The organism is Janthinobacterium sp. AD80 (assembly GCF_002878455.1).
Taxonomy (GTDB): Bacteria; Pseudomonadota; Gammaproteobacteria; order Burkholderiales; family Burkholderiaceae_D; genus Janthinobacterium.
The window spans coordinates 1-15949 of sequence record NZ_NRDQ01000037.1 but is presented as its reverse complement, the minus strand read 5'-3'; the positions used below and the strand labels follow the sequence as shown (position 1 = coordinate 15949).

General features: G+C 60.2%; 24 protein-coding genes and 1 pseudogene. 7 read left to right on the top strand and 18 right to left on the bottom strand.

Going from position 1 to position 15949, the window contains the following annotated elements:
• The first annotated feature begins 94 nt into the window (after window positions 1-94).
• From ppsA to JaAD80_RS08830, 5 genes are all read left to right on the top strand, one after another.
• Entirely contained in the window at window positions 95-2527 is a 2433-nt protein-coding gene (gene ppsA, locus JaAD80_RS08850) for a phosphoenolpyruvate synthase (protein ID WP_046685533.1), read from the top strand.
• 167 nt (window positions 2528-2694) lie between these two features.
• Window positions 2695-3192, top strand: coding sequence for a Dps family protein (locus tag JaAD80_RS08845; RefSeq protein ID WP_071324012.1), 498 nt, complete (start codon window positions 2695-2697; stop codon window positions 3190-3192).
• A 177-nt stretch (window positions 3193-3369) separates the two neighbouring features.
• Window positions 3370-3786: an NfeD family protein gene (locus JaAD80_RS08840; protein WP_102293840.1), complete on the top strand. Its 417-nt coding sequence runs from the start codon at window positions 3370-3372 to the stop codon at window positions 3784-3786.
• A 15-nt stretch (window positions 3787-3801) separates the two neighbouring features.
• A complete protein-coding gene (locus JaAD80_RS08835) occupies window positions 3802-4746 on the top strand; it encodes an SPFH domain-containing protein (RefSeq protein ID WP_102293839.1) in 945 nt (314 codons plus the stop codon).
• Between the two features lie 621 nt (window positions 4747-5367).
• On the top strand, window positions 5368-5676 hold the full coding sequence (locus JaAD80_RS08830) for an H-NS family nucleoid-associated regulatory protein (RefSeq protein WP_076569808.1): 309 nt from the start codon (window positions 5368-5370) through the stop codon (window positions 5674-5676).
• 310 nt (window positions 5677-5986) lie between these two features.
• Here the strand turns inward: JaAD80_RS08830 and smpB are convergent, their stop codons facing one another.
• Complete coding sequence (gene smpB / locus JaAD80_RS08825) at window positions 5987-6436, bottom strand: SsrA-binding protein SmpB (RefSeq protein ID WP_034784131.1); 450 nt, start codon at window positions 6434-6436, stop codon at window positions 5987-5989.
• 93 nt (window positions 6437-6529) lie between these two features.
• Here smpB and JaAD80_RS08820 point away from each other — a divergent pair, with 93 nt between their 5' ends.
• Window positions 6530-6961, top strand: coding sequence for a type II toxin-antitoxin system RatA family toxin (locus JaAD80_RS08820; RefSeq protein WP_102293838.1), 432 nt, complete (start codon window positions 6530-6532; stop codon window positions 6959-6961).
• On the top strand, window positions 6954-7259 hold the full coding sequence (locus tag JaAD80_RS08815) for an RnfH family protein (RefSeq protein WP_102293837.1): 306 nt from the start codon (window positions 6954-6956) through the stop codon (window positions 7257-7259). Before JaAD80_RS08820 ends, JaAD80_RS08815 begins: the two co-directional genes overlap by 8 nt.
• A gap of 210 nt (window positions 7260-7469) precedes the next feature.
• On the opposite strand, the gene JaAD80_RS08810 is transcribed toward JaAD80_RS08815, so the two are convergent.
• The 17 genes and pseudogenes from JaAD80_RS08810 to JaAD80_RS30610 all read right to left on the bottom strand — a co-directional run.
• On the bottom strand, window positions 7470-8579 hold the full coding sequence (locus tag JaAD80_RS08810; RefSeq protein ID WP_258002883.1) for a tyrosine-type recombinase/integrase: 1110 nt from the start codon (window positions 8577-8579) through the stop codon (window positions 7470-7472).
• Window positions 8580-8584: 5 nt separating this feature from the next.
• The gene (locus tag JaAD80_RS08805) at window positions 8585-8887 is read right to left on the bottom strand and encodes a hypothetical protein (RefSeq protein WP_219726802.1); all 303 of its coding nucleotides are present in this window, start codon (window positions 8885-8887) and stop codon (window positions 8585-8587) included.
• Window positions 8884-9423, bottom strand: a complete 540-nt coding sequence (locus JaAD80_RS08800) for a hypothetical protein (RefSeq protein ID WP_102293835.1) — start codon at window positions 9421-9423, stop codon at window positions 8884-8886. Before JaAD80_RS08800 ends, JaAD80_RS08805 begins: the two co-directional genes overlap by 4 nt.
• Window positions 9420-9662, bottom strand: coding sequence for a hypothetical protein (locus tag JaAD80_RS08795; RefSeq protein WP_102293834.1), 243 nt, complete (start codon window positions 9660-9662; stop codon window positions 9420-9422). Before JaAD80_RS08795 ends, JaAD80_RS08800 begins: the two co-directional genes overlap by 4 nt.
• Window positions 9659-9985 (bottom strand): hypothetical protein, encoded by a 327-nt coding sequence (locus JaAD80_RS08790; protein ID WP_102293833.1) that lies wholly within the window; start codon window positions 9983-9985, stop codon window positions 9659-9661. The genes JaAD80_RS08795 and JaAD80_RS08790 overlap by 4 nt, the downstream gene beginning before the upstream one ends.
• 9 nt (window positions 9986-9994) lie before the next feature.
• The gene (locus tag JaAD80_RS31425) at window positions 9995-10117 is read right to left on the bottom strand and encodes a hypothetical protein (RefSeq protein WP_258002882.1); all 123 of its coding nucleotides are present in this window, start codon (window positions 10115-10117) and stop codon (window positions 9995-9997) included.
• A complete protein-coding gene (locus tag JaAD80_RS08785) occupies window positions 10114-10752 on the bottom strand; it encodes a hypothetical protein (protein WP_102293832.1) in 639 nt (212 codons plus the stop codon). Before JaAD80_RS08785 ends, JaAD80_RS31425 begins: the two co-directional genes overlap by 4 nt.
• Window positions 10749-11414 (bottom strand): hypothetical protein, encoded by a 666-nt coding sequence (locus tag JaAD80_RS08780; protein WP_102293831.1) that lies wholly within the window; start codon window positions 11412-11414, stop codon window positions 10749-10751. The genes JaAD80_RS08785 and JaAD80_RS08780 overlap by 4 nt, the downstream gene beginning before the upstream one ends.
• Entirely contained in the window at window positions 11411-11728 is a 318-nt protein-coding gene (locus JaAD80_RS08775; RefSeq protein WP_102293830.1) for a hypothetical protein, read from the bottom strand. Before JaAD80_RS08775 ends, JaAD80_RS08780 begins: the two co-directional genes overlap by 4 nt.
• Window positions 11725-12150, bottom strand: coding sequence for a hypothetical protein (locus tag JaAD80_RS08770; protein WP_102293829.1), 426 nt, complete (start codon window positions 12148-12150; stop codon window positions 11725-11727). The genes JaAD80_RS08775 and JaAD80_RS08770 overlap by 4 nt, the downstream gene beginning before the upstream one ends.
• The gene (locus JaAD80_RS31840; RefSeq protein WP_308410574.1) at window positions 12147-12455 is read right to left on the bottom strand and encodes a DNA translocase FtsK; all 309 of its coding nucleotides are present in this window, start codon (window positions 12453-12455) and stop codon (window positions 12147-12149) included. Before JaAD80_RS31840 ends, JaAD80_RS08770 begins: the two co-directional genes overlap by 4 nt.
• Window positions 12456-12725: 270 nt before the next feature.
• Window positions 12726-13619, bottom strand: a pseudogene (locus JaAD80_RS08765) (recombination-associated protein RdgC); the annotation flags it as partial.
• Between the two features lie 9 nt (window positions 13620-13628).
• Window positions 13629-14042: a recombination protein NinB gene (locus JaAD80_RS08760; protein ID WP_099376061.1), complete on the bottom strand. Its 414-nt coding sequence runs from the start codon at window positions 14040-14042 to the stop codon at window positions 13629-13631.
• A 28-nt stretch (window positions 14043-14070) separates the two neighbouring features.
• On the bottom strand, window positions 14071-14757 hold the full coding sequence (locus tag JaAD80_RS08755) for a hypothetical protein (RefSeq protein ID WP_102293827.1): 687 nt from the start codon (window positions 14755-14757) through the stop codon (window positions 14071-14073).
• Window positions 14754-14996, bottom strand: a complete 243-nt coding sequence (locus tag JaAD80_RS08750) for a hypothetical protein (protein ID WP_102293826.1) — start codon at window positions 14994-14996, stop codon at window positions 14754-14756. The genes JaAD80_RS08755 and JaAD80_RS08750 overlap by 4 nt, the downstream gene beginning before the upstream one ends.
• Window positions 14993-15703 (bottom strand): KTSC domain-containing protein, encoded by a 711-nt coding sequence (locus JaAD80_RS31190; RefSeq protein WP_219726801.1) that lies wholly within the window; start codon window positions 15701-15703, stop codon window positions 14993-14995. Before JaAD80_RS31190 ends, JaAD80_RS08750 begins: the two co-directional genes overlap by 4 nt.
• Window positions 15704-15730: 27 nt before the next feature.
• Window positions 15731-15949, bottom strand: a 219-nt coding sequence (locus tag JaAD80_RS30610) for a hypothetical protein (RefSeq protein ID WP_180979351.1), incomplete at its 5' end; no start/stop codon positions are given.

Genomic DNA, 15949 nt, shown 5'->3' with positions numbered 1-15949 from the left:
TAACGGTATGATTGTGCTGCACGACGCCAAGAATAACAAGAAGACAGTCTGTGCGCCGCGCGTAAAGATTTCTATCATCAGTAAGGGTGTCATTATGACCAACGCAGTATCGCAACAGCAGGAAGACAAGGACGCGGTGTATGTTGCCTCGTTCGAGCATTTGCGCATGACGGATGTCGAATCCGTCGGCGGCAAGAACGCCTCCCTGGGCGAAATGATCAGCCAGTTGGCGGAAGCCGGCGTGCGCGTGCCCGGTGGCTTTGCCACCACGGCGCAGGCGTTCCGCGATTTCCTGTCGTATAGCGCCAATGGCGGCTTGCCGCTGGCCGAACGCATCGCCCAGCGCCTTGAAGGGCTGGACATCGACGACGTGCGCTCGCTGGCGCAAGCCGGTGCCGAGATCCGGCAATGGATCGTGGAAACGCCGTTCCAGCCGCGCCTGGCCGCTGAAATCGACCAGTTCTACGCCAAGCTGGTGGCCGATTCCGACACGGAAATGTCGTTTGCCGTGCGCTCCTCGGCCACGGCGGAAGATTTGCCGGATGCCTCTTTTGCTGGTCAGCAAGAAACCTTCCTCAACGTGGTCGGCATCGACAACGTGCTCGACGCCATGAAACAGGTGTTCGCATCGCTGTATAACGACCGCGCCATCTCGTATCGCGTACATAAAGGCTTTACGCACGCTGAAGTGGCCTTGTCGGCCGGCGTGCAGCGCATGGTGCGCTCCGACCTGGGCGCTGCCGGCGTGATGTTTACCATCGATACGGAATCGGGCTTCAAGGACGTGGTTTTCGTCACCTCCAGCTATGGCCTGGGCGAAACCGTGGTGCAGGGCGCCGTCAATCCCGACGAATTCTATGTGCACAAGCCGATGCTGGAAAAGGGCAAGTCGCCCGTGATCCGCCGCAATATCGGCTCGAAGCTACTGAAGATGGAATTCACCAATGAAGCGAAAGCTGGCCGCTCCGTAAAAACCGTCGACGTGCCCGTCGAAATGCGCAACCGCTACTCGCTGAACGACAGCGAAGTGGTGGAGCTGGCGAAATACGCCGTCATCATTGAAAACCACTACGGCCGTCCGATGGACATCGAGTGGGGCAAGGATGGCCGCGACGGCAAGCTGTACATCCTGCAGGCGCGTCCTGAAACCGTCAAGTCGCAGCAAAAGGCGACCGATGTGCAAGAGCGCTTCAAGCTGAAAAGCACGGGCACCGTGCTGACGTCCGGCCGCGCCATCGGCCAGAAGATTGGCGCCGGTCCCGTGCGCGTGATTCACGACCCGGCCGACATGGAACGCGTGCAGCCGGGCGACGTGCTGGTTGCCGACATGACGGACCCGAACTGGGAACCGGTCATGAAGCGTGCTTCGGCCATCGTCACCAACCGTGGCGGCCGTACTTGCCACGCGGCGATCATCGCGCGTGAGCTGGGCGTGCCGGCCGTCGTCGGCTGCGGCGACGCGACCGACGTGCTGAAAGATGGCACCTTCGTCACCGTCGTGTGCTCCGAAGGCGACGAAGGCAAGATCTACGATGGCTTGCTGGAAACGGAAGTATCGGAAGTGTCGCGCGGCGAATTGCCCAAGCTCGACACCAAGATCATGCTCAACGTGGGCAACCCGCAGCTGGCCTTTGATTTCCAGTCCGTGCCGAACGCCGGCGTGGGCCTGGCGCGCCTGGAATTCATCATCAATAACAATATTGGTGTGCATCCGCGCGCGATCCTGGAATACCCGAACATCGATGCCGACCTGAAAAAGGCCGTGGAATCGGTGGCGCGCGGCCACGCCTCGCCGAAAGCGTTCTACATCGACAAGCTGGCCGAAGGCATTGCCACCATCGCCGCCGCGTTCTGGCCGAAGAAAGTCATCGTGCGCCTGTCGGACTTCAAGTCGAACGAGTACAAGAAGCTGATTGGCGGTTCGCGTTACGAGCCGGACGAGGAAAACCCAATGCTGGGCTTCCGCGGCGCGGCGCGCTACCTGTCGGCCGACTTCTCCGAAGCGTTCAACATGGAATGCGAAGCGATGAAGCGCGTGCGCAATGACATGGGCCTGACCAACGTGGAAATCATGGTGCCATTCGTGCGTACCCTGGGCCAGGCCGAGAAAGTCATCGACCTGCTGGCAAAGAATGGCCTGAAGCGCGGCGAGAACGACCTGCGCGTCATCATGATGTGCGAAGTGCCGTCGAACGCCATCCTGGCCGACCAGTTCCTTGACCATTTCGACGGCTTCTCGATCGGCTCGAACGACCTGACCCAGCTGACCCTGGGCCTGGACCGCGATTCGGGCATGGAATTGCTGGCCGCCGACTTCGACGAGCGCGATCCTGCCGTGAAAGCCCTGCTGGCCCTGGCCATCAAGGCCTGCCTGGCACGCGGCAAGTACATCGGCATCTGCGGCCAGGGTCCTTCGGACCACCCTGACTTCGCCGTCTGGCTGATGGAGCAGGGCATCGAATCGATGTCGCTGAATCCTGATTCGGTCATCGACACCTGGCAGAAACTGGCCGCGCTGAAAGCGTAAGCCGTTTCCATGCCTAGTAAAACCCGCTGCCAGCGAACCTGGCAGCGGGTTTTTTTATGCCTGTTTTGAGCCGGGCGAAGATAAGCGTGGCGCGCACGCCTGCATGCGATGGGTTTGCGCCAGATCAGCTAAAATGATTTGACCAATACATTGAAACGGGAGTTCACATGGCAAGCAAGAAACCGACCAAAGCTGCAAAGATCGACATCGGCATTTCCGAAGCGGACCGCGCGAAGATCGCGGAAGGCCTGTCCGGCCTGCTGGCCGACAGCTACACCTTGTACCTGATGACCCATAATTTTCACTGGAACGTCAAGGGGCCGATGTTCAACACCCTGCACCTGATGTTCATGACGCAATACACGGAGCAGTGGGGCGCGCTGGACCTGATCGCCGAGCGCATCCGCGCGCTCGGCTACCCGGCGCCGGGCACCTACAAGGAATTCGTCAAGCTCGCTTCGATCAAGGAAATCGACGGCGTGCCGCCGGCGCTGGACATGGTCAGCCATCTGGTGGCGGCACAGGAAGCGACCGCGCGCACGGCGCGCCGTTTGTTCCCGCTGCTGGAAAAGGCCAATGACCAGCCGACGGCCGACCTGATCACGCAGCGTCTGGACTTGCACGAAAAAACCGCGTGGATGCTGCGCAGCTTGCTGGAAGAATAAACGCCTGGCCTGGAAGGGCTAATTCGCCCCAGGCTATTGACGCCATCAGGAATTGCGTTAGACTGCTTGTATATAGGTGTATGGCAGGAATAATATCAGGCAGTGTTGCGCATCAAACCCCGTCGCTTATATAGGCTGCGGGGTTTTTTATTTTCAGATTCAAAAGATGGAGGCATCATGGCTGAATGGGTAGGCTGGTTCGTGGCAGCTGGCGCGGTATTAATCCTGGAACTGTTTACGGGCACGTTTTATTTGCTGATGATAGCCATCGGTATCAGTGCCGGTGGGCTGGTGGCGCTGGCTGGTGGAAATGGCAGCTGGCAGGCCTTGACGGCGGCGATAGTCGGCGTGGCGGCTACCCTGTTATTGCGGCGCAGCCGTTTTGGCAAGGCGGCACGGCGCGACGCGGCGCAGGATCCGAATGTGAATCTGGATATCGGCCAGAACGTGGCAGTGTCGCACTGGGTCGATGGCGTGGCGCGGGTCATGTATCGTGGCGCCTTGTGGGATGTGGAATTGGCACCCGGCGGCGATACGCAAGCTGGCCATTACACCATACGCGCCGTGCGCGGTAGTCGTTTGATTGTTGGATAACCTGGAGAGTAGATTATGGAAGTAAGCATCGGAAGCGTATCGCTTATCTTGTTATTGCTGGCATTGGTTTTTGTCTTCAAGACGGTCAATGTCGTGCCGCAACAGCACGCCTGGGTCGTCGAGCGCCTGGGAAAATTCCACGCGGTACTGGGTCCCGGCTTGAATATTGTCGTGCCTTTTGTTGACCGCATTGCTTACAAGCACGTGCTCAAGGAAATCCCGCTCGATGTGCCGCCGCAAGTCTGCATTACGCGTGACAATACGCAATTGCAGGTGGACGGTATCCTGTATTTCCAGATCACGGACGCGATGCGCGCTTCGTATGGTTCCTCGAACTATATTGCCGCCATCACGCAATTGGCGCAAACCACCTTGCGCTCGGTGATCGGCAAGATGGAACTCGACAAGACATTTGAAGAGCGCGACCATATCAATACGGCTATCGTGAATGCCATCGATGAATCAGCGGCGAATTGGGGCGTGAAGGTATTGCGTTATGAAATCAAGGATTTGACGCCGCCTAAGGAAATTCTGCATGCGATGCAGGCGCAAATTACGGCGGAACGGGAAAAGCGTGCCTTGATCGCTGCCTCGGAAGGGCGCAAGCAGGAGCAGATCAATATTGCCAGCGGCGAGCGCGAAGCGGCGATTGCACGCTCGGAAGGCGAGAAGCAGGCTTCCATCAACCGTGCTGAAGGGCAAGCCACCGCCATCGTGGCCTTGGCGCAAGCCAGTGCCGAAGCGCTGCGCCAGGTGGGCGCCGCCATTCGCGAGCCGGGTGGCGAAGATGCGGTCAACTTGAAAGTTGCAGAACAGTATGTGGGCGCGTTCGCGCAATTGGCGAAAACCAATAACTCGATTATCGTACCGGCCAATCTGGGCGACATGAGCGGCTTGATCGCGACAGCGATGCAGGTAGTGAAAACCCAGAAGCCGAAGGGCGGCGTGGCGCTTCCCTGAGTATGGGCTGGACTAGTTAAACCATAGTAACTGTGTAGTAACTGGATGCGAATGCCTGCCCGCTTTATAGCGGGCAGTTTGCATTGGGCGGTGCATGTTTATGTTGTGGTGTCATGCGGGCCTATCCTGCCGCAATGCTGTGCGGAGACTATTTTATGTTTATGTTATGCTGTGCGTGCTTTGGATATTAAGCTTGGATGAAACGCCTGTTTTTTTATAAAGTTGAGCTCGCTGAGTGTGCCGGTTGCGGCTGCGAAAGAATGCAGTGGTTATTGAGGTTTGTTTGTGATTGATAAACGGCTACGATAGCATTGCTCCCATGTATTTTTTGAATTGCAATTTATTATTACTATAAATTGCAATGAAACGAGAAGTGCTGCAGAATAAATACTGCACCTGGCACCGCAATTGAATTGTGAACAGAACCAGCGGTGGCATGGGCGACCTGACCGCGTGCCGCATCACCTGCGCGGCATCGTTTCAAGGCCAGCAAAAGTAGGTTTTTGGGTAAAAGAATTGTAAAAAACAATCAAAATTCAAGAAAAATCACCTCAGCCGCGTTACAATTGGATAGAATTTAACTGTTCAGTTATATTTTTCAACTCACACAAAGGAAATATCATGGATCTGTCCAGCTTATCCCTGTCCGAACTGCGTACCTTGCAGGATGACATCAAGAAGCAAATGAAAAAACGCGAACAGGACGATCTGTCCAAGGCGCGCGAGCAAATCCTGGCAATCGCCCAAAGCGTTGGTGTTTCCGTTAAAGACCTGGTGGGTACGGGCATCCGCGCTAAAACCGGTACCGTGGCCGTACGCTATCGCAATCCTGATGATCCGACGCAGCAATGGACTGGCCGTGGCCGTCAACCGAAATGGGTCAAGGAATGGACTGATTCGGGCAAGTCGCGTGATCTGCTGAAGGTTTAATCGACCATTCATTCGGATGCTTGTCCTGTGCAGTGGCAGGTGTGGTAGTGAGCAGCATACAAGCATCCGGAACTTTGTTTATCTGAACGTCTTTGGCCTGCCTGGCCAGCCGCAATTCTTCCCAGTATATCTATTTGGCTTTTTTGATAATGCCACTGTCTGCTTTCGCCTTATATATTTTGCATTCTGTTTGAGCGCATGCGCCGCGCCTTATTTGCCTGCGCGTGATTGGCCATAGCCAAAAATAAAACCCGGCATATGGCCGGGTTTTTGTATTGCTGGCGCACGCATGCGTGCCTGCCGTCCGTGATTAACGGCGGTGAGACTTCATTGCCGCCTGGACTTCGCGCGCGCCGTCGCGGTCGCGTTCGGCGGCCCGCTTGTCGTGCTGTTTCTTGCCCTTGGCCAGGCCGATTTCGCATTTCACGCGGCCGCCTTTGTAATGCAGGTTCAATGGCACCAGCGTGTAGCCCGAGCGCTCGACCTTGCCGATCAGTTTATCCATTTCCGCCCGGTGCAGCAGCAGCTTGCGCGTGCGCACGGCTTCCGGGTGGATATGGGTGGAGGCGGTCGGCAGGGCGCTGATGTGCGCGCCGAACAGGAACAGCTCGTCGCCGCGGACGACAACGTAGGCTTCCTTGATTTGTACGCGGGCGTCGCGGATGGCTTTGACTTCCCAGCCTTCCAGCACGATGCCCGCTTCGTAGCGATCCTCGATAAAGTAGTCGTGGAAGGCTTTTCTGTTGTCTGCTATGGTCATGAGATGGTAAATGTGCGCGGGTCGGTTAAACTACTGTCTCGCGCAAGCGCGATAAAATCAAATGTATCCAACATCATAGCAAATGGTTCTTCAATGGCAGTAGTACATAAATCAGTTTTTCTCGGCTATAGCGCCGAACAAATGTTCGCGCTGGTGGCGGCGGTGGAAGATTATCCCAAATTTCTGCCGTGGTGCGGTGCGGTCGAGATACGCGAGCGCGGCGAGAACACGGTCGTCGCCAGCGTGGGCATACAGTACCACGGCGTGCGCCAAAGCTTCACCACGTCCAACGAGAACGTGCCGCCGAGCTCCATCAAGATGAAGCTGGTGGACGGTCCTTTCAAGACCCTCGATGGCGTGTGGACTTTCAAGGCCCTGCGCGAGGACGCCTGCAAGATCGAACTGGATCTGCACTACGAGTTTTCCAGCCGCGTCCTGGAGCAGATCATCGGCCCCGTCTTCGGCATGATCGCCAACAGCATGGTCGATTCCTTCTGCAAGCGTGCGGAGACTGTGTATGGCTGAGGCCAATACACCCCGCATCCAGGTGCAGGTTTGCCACGCCTTGCCGGACAGCAGCTTCCTGCGCGCCCTGACGGTGCCTGCGGGCACGACCATCGGGCAGGCGGTGGAGCAGAGCGGCTTGCTGCAGGAAATCCCCGGCATCGACCTGGCCGTGAATGTAGTCGGCATCTATGGCAAGAAGAAGCCCCTCGATACCGTTTTGCGCGAGTATGACCGCATCGAGGTGTACCGGCCGCTGCAGGCTGACCCGAAAGAGGCGCGCCGGCGACGTGCCAGCGGCAAGCCAGCCAAGGCGTGACGGGTCAGGGTTGGGAGCAATAGGCGGACAAGGATGCGGCTGGCGGCCTGACCTGGCGGGACATTTTTTTGCTATTTCCAAATATCTTTTCTATGCTGCAAGGACGGAGGGCCGGTTTTTCTGTATAACTTGCTTTTATTCTTCGCAAGCAAGTATCCATGCGGGTTACAGCCATTTCTCATTATGCATGGGCGAAACGTGGGCGAAAATCTAAGCGATTCCTGCCTTTAGCCCATCTGTCATTTTGCAGTATTGATCAGGCAACACACCGCCTTCCTGCTCAACCCAGCGTCCGTAAGTTCTCGTGATCATCGTCGTATCGGTATGCCCCATTTGCTTCGCCACGTACATCGCGTTGGCTCCCGTCGAGAGCAGGGTCGACGCGAACGTGTGCCTTGTTTGATACGGATTCCGGTAGCGGACCTGGGCCTTCTTGATCATTGCCGCCCAGAAGAGGCTCAGGCGCTGCGTGTTGTCCCAGCCTTGGCCGGTGGCCGGATCAAGGAACACCAGGCCGCCAGCGAGGAAGCTATGTTGTTTCTGCGCAACCAGCGCCTCGACGGCACTGCGCCGCAGGTCGACCAGGCGGCGCCCGGCGCGTGTCTTCAGCTCCTCTCGCGACTCACCCATCACGCGCGAACGCTCCACCTTCGCCTTGAATCCGGTCCAATCGATCGATTCCCAGCGCAGCGCGATGTATTCGCTCGGGCGCATGCCCGTGTAGAAGGCAAATTGAAAGACGTTCCTGGCCTGGCCCTGGGCGGCCCCGAGGATTGCGGCAATCTCCTGCGCTGAGAACGGGTCCACTTCGTATTCAGCCTTATACGCGTCGCGGTCTAGCGTTTTTTGCAATTTGACGCGGTCCAGCGGATTGCTTTCGATCAGGTCGTCGTTTATTGCAAGCTCGAGCGCGCCGCGCAAGGGGATGAGAATTTGCCGAACCGAGGTTGCCTTCAGGGACAGATCGACAATCCACGTGCGCAGCGCGGCCGGCGTAAGGTCGGTGAGCAGGGTATCGCCCCATTGCCCCATCAGAATTTTGTTGAGCACGCGCTTGTAGCTTTTCAACGTGCTGGGCGCGAGGATACGCTCGTAGATGGCGAATTGCTTTTCAAGCAGATCGCCAACGGTTACATCCTTGGCCCGGGGTTGCAAGCCGAACTTCTTCAGCTGCGTCGATTCTGGAAAATACTTGGCATAGTTGAAATTGCCCAGCGCAATCGCGTTCAGGATCTCGCCGCGCAGCCGCTCGGCGTATTTGATGTTTGCCTTGCTGTGCGCGAGCTTCAGCGTTTCCCTGCACTCGGTGCCCCGGTACATAAATTTTATGCGGATCGATTCGCTTTGGACGCCCGACCGGAGTTCGACGCCTGGCGGGCTGGACTTGTTTGTTCCCATTTTGCTACCCATTCTTCTACTGCCGGCAGGTTGATCCACAGCCGGCCATCCACAATTTTGCATTGATTGCCGTCGAGCCATTTGCCTGCCTTGCGGCGGGCCTGCACGGAATCGACGGAATCGCCTGATATTTCGACGTAGCGCTCCAGCTTTACCCAGGTAAGGGGCTGGTGCGCACGCTCGATTGCGGCAACCATCCTGGCCACCACGTCGTGCTCGCTCATGTTCATGGCGCGCTCCCGTCCGCCTTATGGACGGCAATAGCGGCCAAGCCAACAACTTGCGTTGGCGTCTTGATGTACCCGCTGTTCATTTCCACGTTTTCCAGGTTCTCGTGGCTGTAGACGACGCGGCTATTCAGATCTAGCGCTGCGTAAAGAACGGCTTGTGGTTTTGCCTCGTCCTGCATTGCTGGGCCGGCCGGCGCCGCCGCGAGCATGGCGCGGAACACAGCATTACCGGTCCAGATTTTATTGAGCGCCGTGGTGTCAATCCGTATCGCCTGCGCGCCAGCGGCTTGCATCGCGTCATTTGGCTCTGCCGGCACCAGCTTCCAACCATCCGGCACGGCGGCGGGCTGCTCCGACGGGGCAGCCATGCCCGAAACGGCCAGGCCATCGCCGGTATAGCCGCGCTCTACGCAGGCCTGGCGCACGCTGGCCAGCAGTGGCGAGCCTTGGCTGCAGGGGGAGGGGTAGTGCTTGTTTTCGGCAGCGCGCGCCGCGGCGGCGGCAATGCTGCGGACAAGGTCTAATAGGTCGATCATTCTGCTTGCTCCACAAAGGTTATATCGCCGGGCTGGCGCGGTGTCGCGTCGCCCATCAGGTAGATCACGGACGACACGCCGCCGCCCAGCACTTGGGCGCCCATGGCGCGCAGCTGGTGCTGCTTGCCCTCGAACAGCACGGGCTGGCAGGTGTGGATCGCGCGCAGCACGGCCCGGTCCAGCTTGTATGCCGCCTCGGCAGGGGTTTCCGGCGCTGGCGCTGGGTTGCGGCTGCTCATTGCGCTGCCTGCTCGCGACGGCCCCACACCCAGTACGGGCCATCTTCGGAGTCGTGAATGGAGAGCGTGAACCAGCCATCACCAGCAGGTGGCGCCGGGTTCCAGTCGGAGACGTCCGTTCCAGCCTGGTCGAAGTAGGCAATATGGGCTGGGTGCGTATCATCCTCGGATTCCAGGCTGGCGTAGGTAGTGTCCAGACCCTGGGCAGCGAGCCACGCGTGATATTCCGCCTCTTGATCTTCATCGAAATCTGGCATATCAGGATGTCTATACCACCCTTCGGCATCGCGCACGACCGGCGCCCATTCAATAAAGTTTGTCATTTCCACCTTTCAGGTCGTCGAGGCCAGGACGCCCGCCAGGGTCGCCGCCACGTAAATCAGGATCAGGGCCGCCGCCACGCGCGCGGCGCAGGCACTGCGCTCGCTGTTCGGCAATTTGTCGTTGTCGGTCATGTTGCCTCCGTGGGGGGCATCTTGATGTCGCGCCAGGCGTAGAAGGCTGGCCTGTCATCAGGCGAGATGCGCATACAGTCTTCGCCGAACGTAAAGGTGGCGTCGTGCTGCGCCCCTGGAAACCGGAAGTAGAGGAGCGCCTGGGCATGTCCAAGCCTGTCACGCCCCTGCAGCGGCGCGCGGCTTACCCAGATGCTGCCGATCTTGCAGTCTGGATACTTAACCGAAAAGAACTCGATCAAGGCCGCCTGTGCTGACTTTTGCGCGCGCCGCTCGACAAACTCCACCATCACGCAGCTGTGGCTGCAGTAGACGGCATCGCCTTCAGTGACAACTTCCAGGTGCTCGTGCTCTTCTCCTTCACCCTCGACTTCTTGCGGCATGTCGCCGTTGACGCGCCGGCTGCAGTGATGGCACTCGAACCACCAGCCATGCTTAATCAGCACGGTCTTCGGTACCGGGCCGGGAGCGTACTGATCGAACTGCGGGCGGCGGTTGCAGGATTCGACTTCGTTGAACGAGCAGTCCAATTCGTTCCCGCCCTCGCGCCGCGCTGTAGCATTGTTGGTGGCAAAAGCGATGACGCAATGGCCCTCACCAGGCTCGCGCACCTCATAGGCAAGCAGCGGCTTCATGGCGCCACCCGCTCGAACTCGATCACCCACACCCACGGGTTGGCTGCCCAGCTGCCGGCGCCGTTGATAGCTTCCCACATGTGGCTGTAGTGCTCGCTCGGCGTCGCATTGTAGTTATAGCTCGGGATGACACCATGGCCGCCAGGCGTCCCCTCGGCGCGTGCATCGGCGTCGCTGCAGTCGTTCAGCCGCTCGACGCGCACCGATACGATCTCCAGTAGGATCCTGCTTGCCCAGTGCGGCATGTGAATGGATGGGCGCCATATTGGCTGCTCAGCCTCGTATGGGTGCTCACCGTCCGCACGGTAGACCAGCAGATCACGCGCCTCCGGCACTTCCATGTATGGACCTTTCTGCACCTCGAAGTGGTCGCAGTACCATGTTTCGCGCACCCATAAGCGGTCACCAGGTTGGCCGTGCGGACAGTGGATTTCCTCGCTGATGTATGCGCCACCACCGGCCGCCTCGGCGCTGAAGCGCGCCGGTGATGGGCCTCCTTCGCGCGGAATGCGGAATCCGTCGAATTCAACGCCGGCGGCACCGCCCGAGAAGTGATTGCCAGCGAGCCGCTGCAGCTTCACAACGCGCCGTGTTTGTGTCTTGCTGCCGTCGAGCACGGCGCGTACCATAGCGCCGTTCATGAGGATAGGGCCCTCTTTCATGCTTTCTCTCCAGCGGCCGGCGCGGCCGCAAACATATCGACGGTTTTGGTATCGCGCACCACCAGCGGCGGCAGCACGTCCAGGAATTCGCCGATGGTCAGCACGTTGTCGCGCGGCCCATACGGTAGGCAATCGACGGTCCAGTCGTCCGGAAGGTCGTCCTCTGTGCGAATTTCCTCGTCGGCCACCGCGTCGATGGGCTGGTCTTTGATCTCGCCAAATTCCGACTTAAAGCGGATTTCGGCTTCGCGCTCGCTGGTGGCCATGATGACGGCCGTCAGAGTGGCGCTGACGGTGTAAAGGCGGTTGATCATGTGGCGCTGCCTTTCAAGACTTCGCGCACACCGACCATCACCTCATCGAACTCGGCCGATGTGCAAGGCATGCCTTCGTCGTGATCGGTGATGCCATCGCTGTCGTCGAGCTTCTTGATCGCCAGGAGCAGTGCGCTCGCCGCGCGCAGCTTTTCTTCCAGGCCTTTGGCGTAGGCGCTCATGCTGCGCACGTTCCAGCCGCCATCGAGCGCGCCGTCGGGCAGGCCATCGAGCGCATTCCAGCAGGCGACCAGGTGCTGCGCGTTTGCCTCCCGCATGCCGGGATTGTTCGCGCCGAAGTCGATGGCGACCGCAACGCCAGCACGGCCGCCCATTCCACGGATCACGGTTTCAGGGCTACAGCCGTCATCCTGGCCCGTTTCGGCAACGAAAAGCAGGCCAGGGGTGCGCACGCCGCTCATGCTGCCGCTCCCGTCACCGTCGCCACCGTATAGACGCCTTGCGTGCCCTTGACCACGCCGGCGGCCTCCATCGACTCTATCAGCCGGGCCGCACGGTTGTAGCCGATGCGCAGGTGGCGCTGCACCAGCGAGATCGACGCGCGCTGGTTTGTGCGCACCACCTCGACGGCCTGGTCGTACAGTGGATCGGTCGCGCTGCCGTCGCCGGGCGGCACGGCGCCTGCCGCTTCGCCGTTCAGCGACAGCACCGGGCGCTGTTCGCGCACGGGCTCGTGGCCATTGGCTGGCCGTGGGCTTGGTTCCATGATCTCAACGGCGGCTACCAGCAGCAGGTCGGCGGATTGCGAGCCGCCAGGCAGTTCCTTGGCCAGCGTCAGCGCCGATTTAATCGCGCCCTCGGCGGTTTGCGCCATGTGCTCGCGCACACGGGCAACGGCCGGCTGCACGGTGCTGTCATACAGTTCGTTGAGGACATCGCGGTAACGGGCGCGCAGCTTATACAGATCAGCAGTCAGGTTCACCGCGCGCTCGACCTTCTGCTGGCCGTCCACAGCTGGGCTCGCCGACGGCGTCGCCGCGTCGGCATCGCCGCCCAGCGCCTCTACCAGGTCGGTCAGCATCTTGGCCAGCTCGCCGGTCATCAAGGTGAAGTCGCTGTCGAAGCGTTCGTCGGCCGCTTCGCCAATCGCACATTCCCGCAGTATGTCCAGCGCTTTCACCGACTTGATTGCCAGGCTCTCGTCCAGCACGAAGGAAATCTTGTCGTTCCAGGTCATGGCCAGGCGCGTGCACTGCTTGCCGGCGGCAATGTGGCGGCGGATATCATCCGCTTCCAGGGTGTGGCGCTTGTACGCCACTTGGGCCTTGCTCTCGCCCGTGGCGCGCATGATCGCGTCCTGGTCGACCGTGAAGCCGGCAGGGGATTCGTCCGCCTGCAGCCATTCAGTCATGGCGCCGACCGGCGAGCGCCGCACGCGTAGGCTTTCCAGCGGCAACTTGTCGACGGATTTCAGCAGCAGCTTGATCACTTCATCGGCCTTGGCCGGGCTGGCCGCGTCCACCACCAGCCAGCCATTGACCGGATCGATCCACACGGCCGTGGTGGTGAGAATGGCGAAGGCGCGCGGCAGCAGTTCGTCGGTGACGCGCTCCTTCAATTCCTTCATGGCCTTCTTGCCGGGCGCGAAGCCCTGGGCTTCTTCCATTTCCAGCGCGCGGGCGGCGGCCACTTGGTTGACCACGGTCGACGGAAGCAGCTTCTTCTCGGTTTTCAGCTGCAGCAGGAACTGGCCGCCCACGGCGTGCACCAGCGGCGCGCCGGCGCCGCGCGGTGCGGCCCAGCCCTGGCGCACCAGGTCCATGCTGGTGGCGGGCGTGAACTGCTGAGGCACCAGCGCCTGCTCGAGCATGGCGGCCGTCATGGCCCAACGGGCGGGAAGGCGGTAAATCTGGAGGTTTTTGAAAAACATGGCGCTTCCTTATTCTGAGAACACGACGCCGCGCGCGGCACCGAAGGCATACAAAAATTCAATGAACTGTGCGGCTTCCTTCACGTAGAAGTCGCTGGTCTGGACACCCAACTGCACGATCCGGCGCCCGTCGAAGCTGGGCGTCACTCGCCCGTCGTGGTGCAGCGGTGTGCCGGCCAGGCGCATTTCGTCGGCAAATTCGTCCACCAGCAGCCGCTTCATATCGTCCGCATCCCACTTGCGCCCAATGTGCTCCACCTGCTTGGCGATCTCGCCGATCATCGCGTGATACTTTTCTTCCTGGGCCCGCTTTTTCTTCGGCTCGGAAAACACCACCATCCAGCCAGGCGGCGCGGTCTTGGCGAATTCAACCGCCCGGCGCCGCGCCTCGTCGTGCACGAGGAAGTAGGTTTGCTTCGTCATGGCGGAACTCCCGCCGCGCGGCGCGCCGTCATGCTGGCACCGCCTCGGCCGCCAGCCGCTGGGCCGCGTCGTATTGCTCGATGCCCCACGCCAACGCGTAGCAGCACCAGAGGAAGCGGGGCGTGTATTCCTTCGTATTGACCTCCCAAAAATCGGTGAACTCGAACTTTGCATCCGGGCCATGGAATGCCTTCCAGGCATCGCCGGCGTGCGCGAAGTCGTTTGCGGCGTCGAAGCATCGCACCTCGTTGCTGTCCGCGCTCAGCACCTCCGACTCGACCTCGGCGCGCAGCTCGGCATAGGCTGCAGCCCACAGCACAAGCTGCTCAGGCTCGTCGTCGCCCGGCTTGTCGCCTTCTGCTTGCTGGTCCACCCAGTCATTTATCTGGCACGTGAACTCATCGTGGCTGTGTCTTGTCACGCCGGTGTTATCGGCTGCCGCGATTTTCTCGGCCCAGTAGCGCCGATCTATGCCGTCCAGGCGTCCTTTCTTGCGGAAGAAGCCAAACATGTCCTGCGTGCGCTGGAAAACGTAGGTGCCCATGTCGCCGCTGTAGCACAGGAAACCCGGCCAGGTGACCAGATCGAAGAACATGTTGCTGCTGTCCAGCTGCTTGAACCGGATGTGGCGGTGCACGCCGTCATCGCGGATCACCGTCATTTCGTGCTTGGCTACGTCGCGCAGGAACCGTTCTTCGGAACAGGCGGCGCTCATGCTTTTGCCGCCTTCAAAGCCGTCACGCGCTTCAGGTCATAGCAGCCGCGAATGCCATCCAGCCAGATGACTGCTGTGTGGCCGCTGAGCACCTGCGCCGCGCTGGTCGTAACCGTCTCGCGGACCTCGCCACTATCCAGCTCGACGCTGACGGCGGCGCCAACCTGGTGCGAAGCGTTGAACTTGTCGCAGGCCGCTTGAAGCTGCGCGGCGGACTTGCGGGCCGGGCGGCCGGTCACGCCGTACCGCCCAGGTCGGCAACGTCGATCACGATGCCGCGGCAGTATGGCTCGCCGTCTTCAACGATTTCGAACGTGGCGTGTGGCACGTCGGTGCGGTAAGTCCAGCTGTAGCCTTCTTCCTTACCCCACAGGGCATCTACGGCGCGCACCTGCGGCGCCCGGGCGAAATAGTCCTTGAGTACATCGTCGTCGTGTTGGATATCCTCGCGGAACGGCAGCAGGCCCTTGGCATCAATCAACGCAACCGTCGGTGCGTCGCGCTCGTCGTTCACAAAGCCGCGAAATTCCATCAAGTCGTCGCTGGCGCCAAAGATCACGATCAGGCCGGCCACCTTGGCCTGTTGCTCTTCTTCCTTCGCCATTTCCTTGCCGTATTCGCGGCCAGTCAGCAGGCCGGCCAGCAGTTCCTTGCTCAGCTTGACTGGCGCCAGCTCGGCGACCGGCGTGCCCATGTTCGTGTATGGGTGCTTGTCGGCATGCGGCTTGATGTGCGCGTAGAAGTGCTTGCCGATGGACTCGGCGCTGGCGAAAGCTGCGTATTCGGTGGCCGAGACGTTGGCGTAGTGGTACACGTCCGCCGGCGCGCCCTTGCGGAAGAACTGCACGGCCAGGGTCTCGGTAGCCGGGCAGTGTCCGATGGCGGCAATCTGCGAGGATTGGATGGCTTGCAGGGTGATTTGTGATGCTGCGACTGCTGTATTCATAGTTTTCTCCAGGTGGTGGGCGGGCTGTTACGCGGCTTCGGCGACCAGGCCGGCGCGCGCGGTGGCAAAGTCGAACTTGGCTAGGCGGTCGATGGCCTCGGCCGGCGTCAGGCCGAACTGATCGAAAAACACATCGAGGATGTCGATGTCGGATGGGTAGAGGTCATCGGCAGCGGCGTCGAGCAGGTCAGGTGCTGGCGCTGGGCGGCTCGCGGCCGGCGCGAAGGCGGCGGGCGCGCGGCGGAT

Bases quoted from the DNA above. Each gene is read 5' to 3' on its own strand.
- ppsA (WP_046685533.1), top strand. From the start codon at position 95: ATGACCAACGCAGTATCGCAACAGCAGGAAGACAAGGACGCGGTGTAT.
- JaAD80_RS08845 (WP_071324012.1), top strand. From the start codon at position 2,695: ATGGCAAGCAAGAAACCGACCAAAGCTGCAAAGATCGACATCGGCATT.
- JaAD80_RS08840 (WP_102293840.1), top strand. From the start codon at position 3,370: ATGGCTGAATGGGTAGGCTGGTTCGTGGCAGCTGGCGCGGTATTAATC.
- JaAD80_RS08835 (WP_102293839.1), top strand. From the start codon at position 3,802: ATGGAAGTAAGCATCGGAAGCGTATCGCTTATCTTGTTATTGCTGGCA.
- JaAD80_RS08830 (WP_076569808.1), top strand. From the start codon at position 5,368: ATGGATCTGTCCAGCTTATCCCTGTCCGAACTGCGTACCTTGCAGGAT.
- smpB (WP_034784131.1), bottom strand. From the start codon at position 6,436: ATGACCATAGCAGACAACAGAAAAGCCTTCCACGACTACTTTATCGAG.
- JaAD80_RS08820 (WP_102293838.1), top strand. From the start codon at position 6,530: ATGGCAGTAGTACATAAATCAGTTTTTCTCGGCTATAGCGCCGAACAA.
- JaAD80_RS08815 (WP_102293837.1), top strand. From the start codon at position 6,954: ATGGCTGAGGCCAATACACCCCGCATCCAGGTGCAGGTTTGCCACGCC.
- JaAD80_RS08810 (WP_258002883.1), bottom strand. From the start codon at position 8,579: ATGTACCGGGGCACCGAGTGCAGGGAAACGCTGAAGCTCGCGCACAGC.
- JaAD80_RS08805 (WP_219726802.1), bottom strand. From the start codon at position 8,887: ATGAACATGAGCGAGCACGACGTGGTGGCCAGGATGGTTGCCGCAATC.
- JaAD80_RS08800 (WP_102293835.1), bottom strand. From the start codon at position 9,423: ATGATCGACCTATTAGACCTTGTCCGCAGCATTGCCGCCGCCGCGGCG.
- JaAD80_RS08795 (WP_102293834.1), bottom strand. From the start codon at position 9,662: ATGAGCAGCCGCAACCCAGCGCCAGCGCCGGAAACCCCTGCCGAGGCG.
- JaAD80_RS08790 (WP_102293833.1), bottom strand. From the start codon at position 9,985: ATGACAAACTTTATTGAATGGGCGCCGGTCGTGCGCGATGCCGAAGGG.
- JaAD80_RS31425 (WP_258002882.1), bottom strand. From the start codon at position 10,117: ATGACCGACAACGACAAATTGCCGAACAGCGAGCGCAGTGCCTGCGCC.
- JaAD80_RS08785 (WP_102293832.1), bottom strand. From the start codon at position 10,752: ATGAAGCCGCTGCTTGCCTATGAGGTGCGCGAGCCTGGTGAGGGCCAT.
- JaAD80_RS08780 (WP_102293831.1), bottom strand. From the start codon at position 11,414: ATGAAAGAGGGCCCTATCCTCATGAACGGCGCTATGGTACGCGCCGTG.
- JaAD80_RS08775 (WP_102293830.1), bottom strand. From the start codon at position 11,728: ATGATCAACCGCCTTTACACCGTCAGCGCCACTCTGACGGCCGTCATC.
- JaAD80_RS08770 (WP_102293829.1), bottom strand. From the start codon at position 12,150: ATGAGCGGCGTGCGCACCCCTGGCCTGCTTTTCGTTGCCGAAACGGGC.
- JaAD80_RS31840 (WP_308410574.1), bottom strand. From the start codon at position 12,455: ATGGAACCAAGCCCACGGCCAGCCAATGGCCACGAGCCCGTGCGCGAA.
- JaAD80_RS08760 (WP_099376061.1), bottom strand. From the start codon at position 14,042: ATGACGAAGCAAACCTACTTCCTCGTGCACGACGAGGCGCGGCGCCGG.
- JaAD80_RS08755 (WP_102293827.1), bottom strand. From the start codon at position 14,757: ATGAGCGCCGCCTGTTCCGAAGAACGGTTCCTGCGCGACGTAGCCAAG.
- JaAD80_RS31190 (WP_219726801.1), bottom strand. From the start codon at position 15,703: ATGAATACAGCAGTCGCAGCATCACAAATCACCCTGCAAGCCATCCAA.